Annotated in this window: 11 protein-coding genes and 2 pseudogenes; 10 read left to right on the plus strand and 3 right to left on the minus strand. The window is 43.3% G+C overall.

What is annotated here, in order from left to right; genetic code table 11:
• Nucleotides 1-108: 108 nt before the first annotated feature.
• Nucleotides 109-360, plus strand: a pseudogene (locus tag EWV60_RS15345) (Uma2 family endonuclease); the annotation flags it as partial.
• 10 nt (nucleotides 361-370) lie between these two features.
• Here the strand turns inward: EWV60_RS15345 and sufR are convergent.
• The gene (gene sufR / locus EWV60_RS15350) at nucleotides 371-1009 is read right to left on the minus strand and encodes an iron-sulfur cluster biosynthesis transcriptional regulator SufR (protein ID WP_002756126.1); all 639 of its coding nucleotides are present in this window, start codon (nucleotides 1007-1009) and stop codon (nucleotides 371-373) included.
• A gap of 223 nt (nucleotides 1010-1232) precedes the next feature.
• Here sufR and sufB point away from each other — a divergent pair, with 223 nt between their 5' ends.
• From sufB to rpsU, 6 genes are all read left to right on the plus strand, one after another.
• A complete protein-coding gene (gene sufB / locus EWV60_RS15355) occupies nucleotides 1233-2675 on the plus strand; it encodes a Fe-S cluster assembly protein SufB (RefSeq protein ID WP_036395285.1) in 1443 nt (480 codons plus the stop codon).
• Nucleotides 2676-2798: 123 nt separating this feature from the next.
• Nucleotides 2799-3569 carry a Fe-S cluster assembly ATPase SufC gene (gene sufC, locus EWV60_RS15360; RefSeq protein ID WP_002778368.1) on the plus strand — a complete coding sequence of 257 codons (771 nt, stop codon included), beginning with the start codon at nucleotides 2799-2801 and terminating at the stop codon, nucleotides 3567-3569.
• Between the two features lie 157 nt (nucleotides 3570-3726).
• The gene (sufD, locus tag EWV60_RS15365) at nucleotides 3727-5052 is read left to right on the plus strand and encodes a Fe-S cluster assembly protein SufD (RefSeq protein ID WP_287233162.1); all 1326 of its coding nucleotides are present in this window, start codon (nucleotides 3727-3729) and stop codon (nucleotides 5050-5052) included.
• Between the two features lie 55 nt (nucleotides 5053-5107).
• Entirely contained in the window at nucleotides 5108-6370 is a 1263-nt protein-coding gene (locus tag EWV60_RS15370; protein WP_287233164.1) for a SufS family cysteine desulfurase, read from the plus strand.
• A gap of 34 nt (nucleotides 6371-6404) precedes the next feature.
• Nucleotides 6405-7910 carry an RluA family pseudouridine synthase gene (locus tag EWV60_RS15375; protein WP_287233166.1) on the plus strand — a complete coding sequence of 502 codons (1506 nt, stop codon included), beginning with the start codon at nucleotides 6405-6407 and terminating at the stop codon, nucleotides 7908-7910.
• 382 nt (nucleotides 7911-8292) lie between these two features.
• Nucleotides 8293-8475 carry a 30S ribosomal protein S21 gene (rpsU, locus tag EWV60_RS15380; protein WP_002738938.1) on the plus strand — a complete coding sequence of 61 codons (183 nt, stop codon included), beginning with the start codon at nucleotides 8293-8295 and terminating at the stop codon, nucleotides 8473-8475.
• Nucleotides 8476-8644: 169 nt separating this feature from the next.
• Here rpsU and EWV60_RS15385 read toward each other — a convergent pair whose 3' ends face one another.
• Both EWV60_RS15385 and murD read right to left on the minus strand, forming a co-directional pair.
• The gene (locus tag EWV60_RS15385) at nucleotides 8645-11272 is read right to left on the minus strand and encodes a glycoside hydrolase family 10-like protein (RefSeq protein WP_287233167.1); all 2628 of its coding nucleotides are present in this window, start codon (nucleotides 11270-11272) and stop codon (nucleotides 8645-8647) included.
• 156 nt (nucleotides 11273-11428) lie between these two features.
• Nucleotides 11429-12778, minus strand: a complete 1350-nt coding sequence (gene murD, locus EWV60_RS15390; RefSeq protein WP_002739189.1) for a UDP-N-acetylmuramoyl-L-alanine--D-glutamate ligase — start codon at nucleotides 12776-12778, stop codon at nucleotides 11429-11431.
• Nucleotides 12779-12948: 170 nt separating this feature from the next.
• Here murD and EWV60_RS15395 point away from each other — a divergent pair, with 170 nt between their 5' ends.
• The 3 genes and pseudogenes from EWV60_RS15395 (at nucleotide 12949) to EWV60_RS15405 (ending at nucleotide 14827) form a co-directional block, all read left to right on the plus strand.
• Entirely contained in the window at nucleotides 12949-13209 is a 261-nt protein-coding gene (locus EWV60_RS15395; protein WP_002739380.1) for a ribbon-helix-helix domain-containing protein, read from the plus strand.
• A 2-nt stretch (nucleotides 13210-13211) separates the two neighbouring features.
• Nucleotides 13212-13511, plus strand: a pseudogene (locus EWV60_RS15400) (type II toxin-antitoxin system RelE/ParE family toxin).
• 203 nt (nucleotides 13512-13714) lie between these two features.
• Nucleotides 13715-14827, plus strand: coding sequence for a DUF3747 domain-containing protein (locus tag EWV60_RS15405; protein WP_287233170.1), 1113 nt, complete (start codon nucleotides 13715-13717; stop codon nucleotides 14825-14827).
• Nucleotides 14828-14966 lie beyond the last annotated feature (139 nt).

Raw genomic sequence — 14966 nt, forward strand, 5'->3', positions numbered from 1 at the left:
TTAGGATAAGTTATGACTTAAAAATTAATCAACAACTAAAGCTTATGCTTGTAGCTAAGTGAAATCATTGATTAAGAGACCTGTACTTTTCAATGACTTTTTCAGCAAACCCTAATTAGCGGTCAATATCAACCGATTACCCCCAATGCTCAGGGACGGCTCTGGAGTCAACAATTAGGCTTATATTTGGGTTTATCTGCCAATAAATTGCGCTATTTTACCCCCGAAGGTGAATTAGTACCCACTCCCGCAGAAGCGGCACAACAGGCAGAAACCCAAGTTGAACAGGAAAGGCAGAAATCCGCAAAATTAGCGGCTAAACTGCGGGAATTGGGCATAAATCCCGATGAAAATCTCTAATCTTTTTCTGTCATCTCTTGCACTTAATTAGATAACCACATCGTTGCTCACCTTGATTGATCCAGTGAGTCCGTTCGATCGTACAATCGGGAAGCAGCATGGCAAACATTTCTAATTCATGGCCACAGATACTGGGATAGGAACCGGCGACCTCAGCAATAGCGCAATGATGCTCGGCCAGGATATAACTATTTTCTGCTTCCAGTGCCACTAATTCTGCCATATAACCCTCCTCTTGGCGAATTTCCAGCAATTTTCTCATTCTTTCCCCTAAAGAACCCTTGCCGAGGCGCAATTGATATTCTGCCGCTTTGCGTTGCCACTGTTTTTTGAGAATTTCCCCCACCTGTTGCTCTCCCACCGTCTCCACGAGAGTATTGAGGAAAGAAACAGCGAAATTATCGTAATTATGGGGAAAACGGCCACGACCTTGACGACTGAGACGATAAATGTGCTGGGGCCGTCCTATCTTATTTTGTACCGCAAAATATTCGATCAGTCCTTCCCCCTCCAAATCCTTAAGATGGCGGCGCGTCGCTTGCGGACTAATGCTTAACTCCTCGGCCAAGTCTTGGGCGGTAGATTGACCGTTTTTGAGCAAATATTGTAGAATATCGTCTTTCGTCGAGGCGGGTTGAGTCGTGGTCATGATACCAAAAACAGAGGCTTTAGCGTACAATTGCTGAGGGTCAAGGAGCGGCCAATTACCCCTACAGAGTAACTTGAATAACAGAGGTTTATCAGCATCCTCTCAAATTTTCCGTGACTTTGACAACAGCTTTGTTGTTAATCTATTATATAATCAATTTAAACAACAGGAAAGTTGTTTAACTGCCTCCCCTGCCTACCGCGTAGAGAGAACACTAACCCCCATGAGTGCAACCACCGTTAAAAACCTCGTTAACCAACCCTACAAGTACGGTTTCATCACCGATATCGAATCGGAAACCATCCCTCGCGGTTTGAATGAGGAGATTATTCGCCTAATTTCGGCGAAAAAGAAGGAACCGGAATTCATGCTCGATTTTCGTCTCCGGGCCTACCATCAATGGCAAAAGATGACCGAACCCAGTTGGCCGCACGTTTCCTATCCTGCCATTGATTATCAAAATATTATCTACTACTCTGCACCCAAACAGAAAAAAGAAAAACTCAACAGTCTTGAAGAAGTTGACCCCACTTTAATCGAAACCTTTGAAAAATTAGGCATTCCTCTTTCGGAACAAAAACGCCTTTCTAACGTCGCCGTCGATGCTATCTTTGATAGCGTTTCTATCGCCACAACTTTTAAAGAAAAACTAGCAGAACAAGGGGTTATTTTCTGTTCTATTTCGGAAGCTTTACAGGAACATCCCGACTTAGTGCAGAAATATCTCGGTACTGTGGTTCCCGTGGGTGATAATTATTTTGCCGCTCTTAATTCTGCCGTTTTTAGCGATGGTTCCTTTGTTTTTATTCCCAAAGGTGTCGTCTGTCCTATGGAATTGTCCACCTATTTTCGGATTAATAACGGTGAGACGGGACAATTTGAAAGGACTTTAATTGTCGCTGAAGAAGGGGCATCGGTAAGTTATTTAGAAGGTTGCACCGCTCCGATGTACGATAGTAATCAACTTCATGCCGCCGTCGTGGAATTAGTCGCCCTCGATAATGCGGATATTAAATATTCGACCGTACAAAATTGGTACGCTGGCGATGCCAATGGGAAGGGAGGTATTTACAATTTCGTCACTAAACGGGGTCTGTGTAAAGGAGTTAATTCTAAGATTTCTTGGACGCAGGTGGAAACTGGTTCGGCAATTACTTGGAAGTATCCCAGTTGTGTCTTAGTCGGCGATAATTCCGTCGGGGAATTCTACTCAATTGCCCTAACTAATAACAAACAACAGGCCGATACAGGTACGAAAATGATTCACATTGGCCGCAACACCAAGAGTACTATTATTTCTAAGGGAATTTCTGCGGGTAATTCCCAAAATAGTTATCGCGGTTTAGTGAAAATGGGACCGAAAGCCAAGGGAGCAAGAAATTACTCCCAGTGTGATTCTATGCTGATTGGAGATAATGCCGAAGCTAACACTTTTCCCTATATTCAGGTGGATAACAACAGTGCTAAAGTAGAACACGAAGCTTCTACTTCTAAAATCGGTGAAGACCAATTATTCTACTTCGCACAACGGGGTATTTCCGAAGAAGATGCTGTCTCTATGTTAGTCAGTGGTTTCTGTAAGGATGTCCTCAGTAAATTACCGATGGAATTCGCCGCCGAAGCTGATAAACTCCTCAGTCTCAAGCTAGAAGGAACCGTCGGATAATCAGTAAAGTAGGGTGGGTTAGGCGATAGCCGTAACCCACCAAAAGCTAAGACAATTTATCCATCAATTGATGATTCGCCGTCAACCACCAAAACTAATATTTTTGTTCTAGAAAAACATCTCATGAGTGAAGTAATTTTATCGGTAAAAAATCTAACCGCTAGTATTGATGGAAATCAGATTCTTAAAGGAGTTAACCTCGAAATTAAAGCAGGGGAAACCCACGCAATTATGGGGCGCAATGGCTCAGGAAAAAGTACCTTTTCCAAAGTAATTGCCGGACATCCCGATTATGAAGTAACTGGGGGAGAAATAATTTATAAAGGTGAAAACCTTTTAGACAAAGAACCCGATGAACGAGCGCTTATGGGTATCTTTCTCGCATTCCAATATCCCCTAGAAATCCCCGGCGTTAGTAACCTTGATTTTCTTCGCGTTGCCTATAATGCCCGACAAAAATATTTAGGTTCGGAAGAATTAGATAGTTTTGACTTTGAGGAATTAGTCGAGAAAAAACTAGAAGTTGTCCAGATGAATCCTAGCTTTCTTGGCAGAAGTTTAAACGAAGGTTTCTCCGGTGGTGAGAAAAAACGTAATGAAATCCTCCAAATGGCCTTATTAGAACCTACTTTAGGAATTCTCGATGAAATTGACTCCGGTTTAGACATCGATGCTTTGCGAATTGTTGCCCAGGGAGTCAATCACTTAGCTACTCCCGATAACGCTTTTTTACTTATCACTCACTATCAGCGTCTGCTCAACTACATTGAACCCGATGTTATTCATGTTATGTACGATGGGCGCATTGTCACCAGTGGCGGTAAAGAATTAGCTCTCGAATTAGAAAGAACTGGCTACGATTTCCTCGACGAACAATTATTAGCCGTTAAATAATCTAGCTATCAGTTATCAGTTATCAGTTACCAGTTATCAGTTATCAGTTATCAGTTATCAGGAGATGGCTTTTATTTATTCTCCCCACACCCCACACCCCACACCCCGCACCCCACACCCTACACCCCAACCCCCAACCCTCCAACCCCTCCTACCAATGACAGCCATAATCACGAAACCTGAACAATCAGGAGAATTATTGTTAAAATTGTCGCGAGAAACGGTTCCCACTATCGATAACGGTAAAATTCTCGAATTAAGAGAATCGGGAGCCAGTAAAGCTCACGAATTAGCCATCCCTGGCAGAAAAGATGAAGAATGGCAATTCACCGATTTAAGTCAACTCTGGGCGATCGATTTTCGCGCTCCCCAAACCGTTACAATCGATAAAAATGCTCTGGCTGTTTTTTTACTGCCCGAAGCCAAAAACAGCCGAATAGTCTTCGTTAACGGCATTTATCAGCCTGAATTGTCCGATATCTCCGCTTTACCCCCCGGTGTCAGCGTCAGCAATCTCGCCAATGCACAAAAAGATGTTCTTGTCAACTATCTAGGGAAAGAAAAAACCCCCGAATTTTTTACCGCACTCAACCAAGCTGGTTTAAGCGATGGGGCAGTAATTCACGTCACCGCTAACACCGTTGTCACAACCCCGATACATCTCTTATTTATCACCGTTGTGGAGGAAATTCCCCGCTTTTATCAGCCCCATAGCCTCATCGTGGCGGAAACGGGAGCCAGTGTCAATATTATCGAGAATTACGGAGCTTTAGCCGAATATTGCTCCGATTTACCTGTAAATTACTCTTATTTCACCAACGCTGTCACGGAAATTTACCTCGAAGCCAACGCCGAGGTCATCCATACCAGAGTACAACGGGAATCGGGAGATGGTTTTCACATCGGACGCACGATAATTGAACAAGAGCGCGATAGCCGTTACACTCTCAACGAGATAAATCTAGGAGCTAAACTCTGCCGTCATAACCTCGATATCCTGCAAAAAGGAGAACAAACCGAGACAAATCTGCACGGATTAGCCATGATTACCGGACAACAAACCGCCGATACCCACAGCGCCATCTATCTCAACCATCCCCACGGCATCGCCAACCAACTGCATAAATGTATCGTTGATGGTAGCGCTCACGCCATCTTTAATGGTAAAGTGTTTGTTCCCAAACCCGCCCAATTAACCAACGCTTCCCAGTTAAATCGGAATTTGTTAATTTCTAACAAGGCACGAGTCAACACCAAACCGGAATTACAAATTACCGCCGATAACGTCAAATGTTCCCACGGGGCAACCATTAGCCAACTGGAAGCCGATGATTTATTCTATCTGCAAAGCCGGGGCTTAAGCGCCGACACCGCCCGCAGTTTGTTAATTGATGCTTTCTCGGCCGAGATTTTAGCTAAAATTCCTCTAGAATCCCTCCGCCAAAGATTGGGGCAATGTGTCGCCTGTCGCAGTGTGGAATAACTCTACCGGGGTGGGTGTCAACCTGCCCAAAGTACCCCTCTGACTCCTGACTAAAATGACAATTATCCAAGAAAAAACCCTCGCCCAAAAAGTCCGCGCCGATTTCCCTATCCTCCATCAAACCGTACACGATAAACCTCTTATCTATCTCGATAGTGCCGCCACTTCCCAAAAACCCATTCAAGTCTTAGAAACCCTGCGAAACTATTACGAAAAAGATAACGCCAATGTGCATCGGGGGGCGCATACTTTAAGTGTCCGGGCAACGGAAGCCTACGAAGGGGCCAGAGATAAGGTGGCTAGGTTTATTAATGCCGCTTCTCGTCAGGAAATTGTCTATACTCGCAACGCCACGGAAGCGATTAATTTAGTCGCCTACAGTTGGGCATTAAATACCCTGAAAGCAGGGGATGAAATTATTCTCTCGGTGATGGAACACCACAGTAATTTAATCCCCTGGCAAATTGTCTGCCAAAAGACGGGGGCGGTGATTAAATATGTGCCATTAACCAGCGACGAAAGCTTTGATTTAGAACAATATAAATCCTTGTTATCTGAGAAAACTAAATTAGTTGCTGTCCTTCATGTTTCTAATACATTAGGCTGTATTAATCCCGTTGCCGAAATAGTCAGCCTTGCCCATCAAGTCGGGGCGAAAGTATTAATTGATGCCTGTCAAAGTGTCCCCCATTTAGCCATTGATGTGCAGGCCATAGATTGTGATTGGTTGGTGGCTAGTGGTCATAAAATGTGCGCCCCCACCGGTATTGGATTTTTGTACGGCAAAGAGGCGATTTTAGAGGCAATGCCGCCCTTTTTTGGTGGTGGCGAAATGATTGCAGAAGTCTATTTAGACCATTTTACCTGTGCCGAACTGCCCCACAAATTTGAAGCTGGAACCCCCGCTATTGGCGAAGCGATTGCCCTCGGTGCTGCGGTAGAATATTTAATGGGTTTAGGGATGGATAATATTCATGCCTACGAGGAAGAGTTAACCGCCCATTTGTTCAAAAAATTAGGAGAAATTGAGGGTTTAAGAATTTACGGGCCGCCACCTAGTTTAACAGGCCAAGGTCGGGCTAGTTTAGCCGCCTTTAATGTGGAAGGGATTCATGCTAGTGATTTAGCTACTTTATTAGACCACGAAGGAATCGCTATTCGTTCCGGTCATCACTGTACCCAACCTCTACACCGCCTTTTTGATGCTTCCGGCAGCGCGCGGGCAAGTCTATATTTTTATAATACCCGCGAAGAAATTGATAGCTTTATTGTCGCTTTACAGGAAACTATCGATTTCTTTGCCAACTGTTTTTCTTAGGGGTATCTCTGGCCCCTTTTCCTGTTCTTAAAGAGTGAAGGAAGTTACTTATTATTATCAAGGAATTTGTCCCGAAACGGGCGAGTTATTGCGCTTGCCCCGCACTCTTTTGGCTGAAAAAATTGCCCAAGATTTGATGACAACTATCACCAATCCTGAAGGCAAAATGTATGGCATTTTGTTAGGAGAAAATGCCGATGGCGAAATAGAAATTTTAAAAGCTTTTTCTGGACAGGGAGAAGCTGCTGGCTGGGTTCCATCTCTAGTGGGGAGAGAAAAAATTGTGCTGGAAGAAAAGCAAGTTTTGCAACTTTTAGAAACAATTAAACAGGAAATTATCACTTTAAAATCAATTCCCGAACATAATTTATATCGACTCAATCAAGCAAGTTTTGAACGTAAAATCCAAGCTTTACAGCAACAACATCAAAACCATAAACAGGAACGAGATAGATTAAGAAATTTAGGAGATTTAAACTCAGAAAAATTAGAAAAGTTAAATAATCTCAGTCGTCAGGAAAAAAGAGCAAGAAAGCAATTAAAACAGGAACAAAAACAAGTTTTAGAACCCTTAATTGAGAAAATAAACTTAGCCAATCAGAGAATTATTGAACTTAAGCAACAGCGTAGAAACCTCTCCAAACAGTTACAGGAATTGCTGTATCAATCCTACTGTTTAAATAATTTTTCTGGACAATCTCTCTCCTTAGCTAAATTGATGGGCAGTAATTTGTTACCAACAGGAACAGGAGAATGTTGCGCCCCAAAATTATTAAATTATGCCGCTATGAAAGGATTAAAACCCATCGCTATGGCCGAATTTTGGTGGGGAGAATCGAATCGAGATAGAAAACAGGGAGAATTTTATGGCGCTTGTCAAGAAAGATGTCAACCTCTCATGGGTTTTTTACTCTCTGGTTTACGTTCATCTCTAGAAATTATCTACGAAGACGAGGGAATAATTGCTATTAATAAACCCCCAGGATTATTATCGGTAGCAGGACGTTATCAAGATAGTCAAGATGCTGTGGTTAATCGGTTTCGTCGTCAGGGAAAAAATCTTATTCCCGTTCATCGTTTAGACCGAGAAACTTCTGGTATATTATTACTAGCTAAAAGTTTAGATATTTATCGTTGTTTATCCCAACAATTTCAACGGCGAGAAGTGGAGAAAATCTACGAAGCTATATTATCAGAAATTGTTGAGCAAGAATCGGGTATAATTGACCTACCTCTCTGGGGCAATCCGCAAAATAGACCCTATCAAACTGTGGACTGGCAAAGGGGAAAAGCTAGTCAAACCTATTTTAAAGTTATCGGTAAAGAAGGCAATTATTCTCGCCTCGAATTTATTCCCTACACGGGGAGGACTCATCAAATTCGCGTTCATAGTCAAGCGGGATTAGGGATAGGAATTTTAGGCGATCGCTTGTATAATGGTAAGCAGTCCGACCGTTTGTACCTACACGCTAAACAATTATCTTTTCGTCATCCTCAGACCGAAAATAAACTTGATCTGATCATTCCCACTCCCTTTTGAGAGCTATAAAATCTCAACTTCTTGCGGAGCCAAAAATTTGCTGGCTCTCTTCGGTTTGGTGGGTAAAATGTATTCTAAGATGCAGTTATCCTGGCGAGCGAGTCGAACAAACCACAAAGACACAAAGGACACAAAGATCGCTCTCTCCTATATAAGTTAAACTGATCACACAAAGAATAAGAGAGCCATTTGCTGGCATTGACAATTATGAACTTGCTTTAGGCTATCATCAGGTGGCTGAATAAGACTTTTGCAGGATATCTCTTAAGATGCCTTCGCCCTAATTAAAGGCGGCCTTGATCGCTTTTTACGCTAGATTGTGCTATAATGAGGAGTTGGCATTTTTTAGGCAGAGAGCAGTTACAGGAGGTGAATTAGGTTAATGACCCAAGTGGTAGTTGGTCAGAACGAGGCGATCGAATCAGCCCTACGTCGTTTTAAGCGACAGGTAGCGAAAGCGGGAATTTATGCGGATATCAAAAAGCATCAATTTTTTGAAACCCCTCAAGAAAAGAGAAAGCGTAAAGCAGTAGCCCGAAGACGACAAAGAACCCGTCGTCGTTAAAATTCCGCCAGTCAGAAGCTGAACAAAGGTTTCTGGCTGTCTTTTATTTTCATCGGGTTTTGGGGGTTGGGAAACAGATTAGGGAGTAGGGGAGTAGGGATAAAACAACTGATGGCTGTCTCTTGCCAGAGTGCCTATCTCTACTGGGAAATTAATTCTGCACGACTACTTAAAACTCAACCCTTTGACCATAACTTAGGAGACTTTGTAGGGTTGCGAGGCGATTTTCCCAGACTTGTATTTGATAGGCAGATAAATCTTTTTGTCTGGACATCACAGATTTAAATTGATAGCTAAATCGCTTTAGAGCATTTTGAGTTAAAGTCAAATTGCGAGGGCTGGGATTATTAGCTAATTGCTCTAATAGATTAGCCATTTCGTCCACTTCTTGCCCCCAAGTTTTTAAGGTTCGCTCCTCCATTGCCCATAAATTATTAACTATTAAAAAACTCCACTCTTGACGCAGAGAATTAAACCGCGCTGCTGCCGTTTTAAAGGGTTGACGGTGGGGTAAAGGTTCAGCTTTTTTCGTAATTATCGATCCCTGAATGCGATTAAGAATTGTTTGCAGGTTGGGATTGAGATTTTCTGTGGCAAAAAGAGCGAATCCCGAAGTGGGAAGATTGCGAATAAATTGTAGTTGATCGATGGTGACTTGATCGGGTACTTTTAACAGACGGATACCGGGTATAATCAGAGCATTTCCTGCAATTTGGCGATCAAATAAAGACTGGGTTTTATCTTCTAAAGTCCCTGTATCGAGAGCATAAGTCATTAAAAATATTATATCTATCCATTGATTTTGTCCCCATTCTTCCCAGTTTTGCTGAATACGATATAACCGTTCTTTTTGTTCTAGGGGAAACACCGCCGCCGACATTTTTAATTGGGGGCGAATCTGTTTTAAACGAGTAGAAACCTGGGAGACAAAAGTATCAACCTGACGGATTTTAAAGCTAGTCCATTGTTCCCATAAAGCACCCCGGGGATTTAAAGTAATGGGATCAACTCCTGTCATTTGTTTAAATAACCAACGGCTGGATTTACCATAACCATAGGTTTGATTAGAATCTTGACTCTGGAAAGGATAACGAATATAATCTAACTGCAAGCCATCCACATCGTAATTCTTGACAATTTCCTCGTAAAGAGATAAAAGATAGTTCTGTACTTCGGGATTAGCAGGATCAAAAAAGGCCTTTTTCGTGCCTTGACTGTAATCAAAAGAACCACCACTTTTATTAGTTGCACCCCAATCGGAATTACGCGATAAAACTGGACCGAGATAATTTAATGGTTGCTCTAATACTTTATTATGAGCTTGATTAGCCGCCGCAAAAACCCACACCCAGGCGTGGATTTCCATATTGCGTTCATGGGCTAATTTAACGGCAACTTTGAGGGGATCCCAACCTCTAGTTAAAGGGTTTTGTTCGGGGGCAACTTGACTGGGATAAATAGTATAACTAGCATTAACTGTCTCGAAAAAGACCACATTAATACCCGCTGCCGCCATGCGATCGAATACTTTAGCTAAATCCTCCTCATTTTTAGCTTCTACGATCGTGCCTCGATCTAACCACATTGCTCGTATTTCTGGTTGGGCAAATTGTCGATTAGTGGGATAATTATCCCAAAGATTTCGCCGCGCTTGTAACCAATATTCCCGCGCTTGGGTATAGTCCCCCTGAGCGATTAAATTCTGAAAATTATTTAAGGTTCCTTGGGCATTTTCTAGGGCTAAACGGAATCGTCTCGCCCCATCCGAGGTGGGGGAATTTTTTGCCCGATTATGAAATGCTTGTGCTAGGGATTTATCGGTAGTTAAAGTGTTATTATTACTGGCTTCTAAAGCTAAGAGAGTCGCCCCATAACGCCCGATTAATCCCTGCAATTCTGCCGTCATCTGGCTAATTTGTTGAGAAGTTAGGCTCGCTCTGGGGGGAATTGCCTCGGTACTCGGACTTAATCTCGCCGTTTCCCTGGGGGGATTTTCTGCAATCTGGGGTAGAGGGCGACGGGGTGCGGTCGCCATTGGTGTATTATTAATATTATTAACTATTGTTGATTGCCCTTGACAATAGGGCGCAATTGTGCTAGGAGAAGAACTGCGATTAATGCCGTAGCGTTGCAGAGCGGTTTCTAGCCAAGCGCTATCGAGGGCGAGATTAGCCACGGCATCGCTGCCCCAGCGCCAACCGAGAAAGATCGAGTTATTATTGAGGACAACGGCAGGGGGATTATTGCGTGCCCCCCAGACGGCAACGGTTTGGCTATTAATTCCCGTGGGGATAACCACACCACCGAGGAGACTGCTGGCTAAAGGTTTTTGGTTTTTCAGTTCGCCTAAATTAGTCGGTCGCAGGGTGTAAGCTTGAGGGTGGGGATAAGCCCAGTAAGCCCCGAATAGCGATCGCAGTTGATTCCGCACAGCAGGTTCCGAAAGATTTCCCGCCGGACCGGTGACAATAATTTTACCACCGCGATTCAGCCAACGACTCAAGACATCAGCTTGTAAACCGGAAATAGTCTCAACGTTGGGGATGATTAAAACCTTAATTTTATTTAAATCCGCGTCGCTTTGCCACTGATTACTCTGGAGAATACAGTAATTAACCCCGACATTTTGCAAACGTTCGGTTATATCTGTCCATTGATTGGCATTTTCTTGACTTTTTAACACTGCCACCGGTGTCGCTAAAACTGGGATTGGTAGCAAGACACCCACACAGGACAAAAGACAGACAATTAGGGGCTTGTTAAAAAGATGATCACGACGGAAGGACGATCCCAGCACGTTTTTTTCTCTTAATTTTTTTGGTTAACTCCTCCTGATCTTACCCAACTTAGCCAAAAAATAGTATCTTTGGCAACAAAAATTACGTCTTAGCCGTCCGCAACGGGGTTTTAGGGTTTTAGTTGAGTTTCCCCACTTCCCCATTCCCCCATCTCCCTACAACTGTAAGGACAATTGCCGAAAGTGATCGCCGCGATGTTCAAAACTTTGGTATTGGTCAAAACTAGCGCAAGCTGGGGATAATAACACCACTTTAGCCTCTTTTGCCAGTCCTAATTCAGCCGCACGTTGAACTGCCCTGTCCATCGTCTCTACACATTCATAATCTTGATAACCTGCTGACTGTAAACGACGGGCAAAATCGGCGGCAGCGTCACCAATCAGCAGCACAGTGGCGACTTTTGCCTTAATTTCAGCGATCCAAGCCCGATCATCCCCTGCTTTCGCTTCTCCTCCCGCGATTAAAATCGCTGGACTAGGGACTGATTGTAAACCCACGGCGGCGGCATCGTAGTTAGTTGCTTTACTATCATTAATAAAGTCTAGTCCTTTATAAGTACAAATGTACTCTAAGCGATGGGCAACCCCGGGAAAAGTGGCGATCGCTTCGGTAATGGCTTTTTTCTCGATTCCTGCCAATCTAGCGGCGGCCACAGCCATAAGCAAATTCTGCTGATTGTGACTACCCACCATTTTCAGGAGATTAACCGGGGCAATTAACTCCCCAAAAGCCACGATCCAGTTATCTTGCAGATAAACACCACGACTAGGATCGCCCAAAAGCGCCTCTTTGCCTTTCACAGAAGTCCAATAAGCTTGTTGCCATTGACTAACACCGATTTGACGCAGATAGGGATCATCACCGTTGAGGATTTGGCGATCGCTTCTTTGCAGTAAAGAGGCTTTAATCTGATAATAATTTTCTAGGGTTTGATGACGACTGAGGTGATCGGGGGTAAAAGTTGTCCAGATGCCGATTTTCGGCGCTAAATCCCGACTGGACTCGATCTGATAACTACTAATCTCCGCAATAATCCAATCGTATTTATCGGCTTTTAAAGCCAATTCACAGGCAGCATAGCCGATATTACCGCAGGAAGGGGCATTTAACCCCGCTTTTTGAAAAATAGCGGCACAGAGGGCGGTGGTGGTGGTTTTACCGTTAGTTCCCGTAATCCCCAACCAAGGGGAAGATTGCAGATAACGCCAAGCTAATTCTAATTCTCCGATCGTCTCGATGCCTTTTTCTCTGGCAGTAATTAAAATCGGGGCATCCCAAGGCACGCCGGGGCTAACCACGATAAGATTAGGCAAGTCTGAAGCCTCTAGACTGAGATTTTGACCAAGATTGACCATAATTCCTTCTCTTTCCAGATTGGTTTGCAGTGCTTGTAAACTGGGAGAATCAGAGCGATCGCTTAATGTCACCTGCCAACCATCCCGTTTTAAGCATCTTGCCGCTGCTATTCCCGATCTTCCCAATCCAATAATCGCCGCTTTCGCCATCTTGTTGCCACTCTACTCAAGAGTCAATTTTTAGCAATCTCTATCCTACTGTGGATTGTTACCTTATTTCTGCCCCTAGATCAGCGATAATCTTAGTCTATTCTGTCTGCTCCTTGCAGTATAATAAAATGGAATGCTTATAATTTAGTCTTGAACTAACAAAAATTAGTATGAATATTCAACTAAAACCAAATCAAGAAAAATTTATCGAAGAACAGTTAAAAAGTGGCAGATTTGATAATGTAGAGCAGCTCATAGATACCGCTTTACACTTGCTGTCCAACATCAATGAAGATTATTTAGAATGGCGAGAAGAAACCGGTCATCAAATTGATATTGCTGTAGCTGAATTAGACAATGGGGAAGGATTAGAGGTCGAAACAGTTATCAACAATATTTTAAAAAAATTTCAGAAAGAGCGTCAATCCTAATCATGAATCGTTATATTATTGCCCCATCAGCCAGTCAAGATTTAAACAAGATTGCTGATTATTTTTTAGCGGTAAACGTGGAAGCTGGGGAAAAACTATTGATAAAATTTTCCCAAAAGTGTCAACAATTAGCACAATTTCCCAATTGAGGACGTAGTTACAGTCATATTAGACCGTCCTTGAGAGGGTTGCCTTTAGATGGATATATTATTTTCTATCGAGTTACTGATGACACAGTAGAGATTTTAAGAATAGTTAGCGGTCGTCAAGACTTAGAAGCTTTATTCTCCGAGATAAAATAAATCCCTAGCAAAAATCCAGCAGAATTGAGCAGACTCCAAGACCTTTCAATTGGCCTGATTGCCTTTCCTAGCTGATGGCTGACGGCTGACGGCCGACGGCTGAATTATAAAACTATTTCCCCTAGGAAAACAAAATTCTCTGACTTGCGTCTAAATCGATAAAATAAATGCAAGTACGATCCCCATAACAAGGCTCCCTATTTATGAATCTAAAATCATCCCTAAAATTTACCCTACTGTTTTCACTTCTGGGGGGTTGTCTCCTGACGACACCCAGTCAAGCAACTCTCTTTGAACAACGAGAAGTTAATCAAGAGGATTTTATCGCTATTGCCCGTCCCTACGGTAACGGTAAATACGATTTGCTGATTTTGCAACAAATTCCCAGAAAACGCCAATGTTGGGCAGTAAATGGCAGAGAACCGACCATTGTTCAGCCTCTCCTCCTCGATTTCGATTTTACCGGCAGTTGTGAACGAGCCACCGACAGTAACGGTTATTCCCTTCGCATTCAGGGCAAAGATTACGGTTTAGAATACCTGCTGCGTATCGTACAACGCAACGGGGAATTAGTCCTCGTGGGAACTCCCCGCAATCCCAGACAATCAGAGGTAATTATTGGACGGACAAAAGGTTTAGGGACCGGTTTAATCCAAATTTATCTCATCGATGGCTGGCGCTTTACTAAACGCAGTCTAGCCGGTCAAAATCTCAGTCATATCTATCTAACTGCCGATAGTCCCAGTTTCAATCCTCCCCCGGAATTACTCGCGGGTAATAGTTATTCCCTCCCCAGAGAATCCGTCAAAGCAGAAACACCGGTTAATCCTTCCCCTAATCCCGAAGTGCGAGAATATACCTTTACCGCTGCAGAAACAGCAGTAGAGAGCAATCCTCAGCCAGGGGTCACTAATCCAGTACCAGAGCCAAATTTTACCCCACCGTCCCCAGTTACCCCTAATTTACCCCCCCTAACTCCTCCCAATTCCCAGAATACTAATGCAATTGTACCACCACCGCCGCCGCGCAACCTAGGCAATCAGAGAAGTTTATCGGATGTGATTACTTTTAATCGACCAGCTGCTAATCCCAGTAGTGGTAATATGAGCAATAGTGGCCGCCAAGGTTTTAAAGTAGTAATTGAAGCCAAAACCGAGAGCGATCGCAGCAAAGTTCGTTCTCTCTATCCCGACGCTTTCCCCACTTCCTACAAAGGTCGTTCCCTCTGGCAAATAGGCGCTTTTAGCAGTCGTGATAAGGCTGAAAACGCTTTACAAAGTCTTGCTCCCCTGCGCGGATCGATCGTACCATTTTAGCCGTTAAAAATTGTTAGATGCCCCCCTTATTAAGCTATCCATTAGTCAGATCTTTCTTAACAAAAAGAGAAGAAACTTAAAAAAAGGGGAAACGATTGATAGGTATAGTTTTGAAAGAAGGAATTAAGGTGGAGGTAAG

The sequence above is a fragment of the Microcystis sp. Msp_OC_L_20101000_S702 genome (assembly GCF_007095705.1).
GTDB classification, from domain to species: domain Bacteria; phylum Cyanobacteriota; class Cyanobacteriia; order Cyanobacteriales; family Microcystaceae; genus Microcystis; species Microcystis ichthyoblabe_A.

Excerpts from the sequence above, each read along its gene's own strand:
- sufR (WP_002756126.1), bottom strand. The coding sequence starts at position 1,009 with ATGACCACGACTCAACCCGCCTCGACGAAAGACGATATTCTACAATAT.
- sufD (WP_287233162.1), top strand. The coding sequence starts at position 3,727 with ATGACAGCCATAATCACGAAACCTGAACAATCAGGAGAATTATTGTTA.
- EWV60_RS15405 (WP_287233170.1), top strand. The coding sequence starts at position 13,715 with ATGAATCTAAAATCATCCCTAAAATTTACCCTACTGTTTTCACTTCTG.
- EWV60_RS15370 (WP_287233164.1), top strand. The coding sequence starts at position 5,108 with ATGACAATTATCCAAGAAAAAACCCTCGCCCAAAAAGTCCGCGCCGAT.
- EWV60_RS15395 (WP_002739380.1), top strand. The coding sequence starts at position 12,949 with ATGAATATTCAACTAAAACCAAATCAAGAAAAATTTATCGAAGAACAG.
- rpsU (WP_002738938.1), top strand. The coding sequence starts at position 8,293 with ATGACCCAAGTGGTAGTTGGTCAGAACGAGGCGATCGAATCAGCCCTA.
- sufB (WP_036395285.1), top strand. The coding sequence starts at position 1,233 with ATGAGTGCAACCACCGTTAAAAACCTCGTTAACCAACCCTACAAGTAC.
- murD (WP_002739189.1), bottom strand. The coding sequence starts at position 12,778 with ATGGCGAAAGCGGCGATTATTGGATTGGGAAGATCGGGAATAGCAGCG.
- sufC (WP_002778368.1), top strand. The coding sequence starts at position 2,799 with ATGAGTGAAGTAATTTTATCGGTAAAAAATCTAACCGCTAGTATTGAT.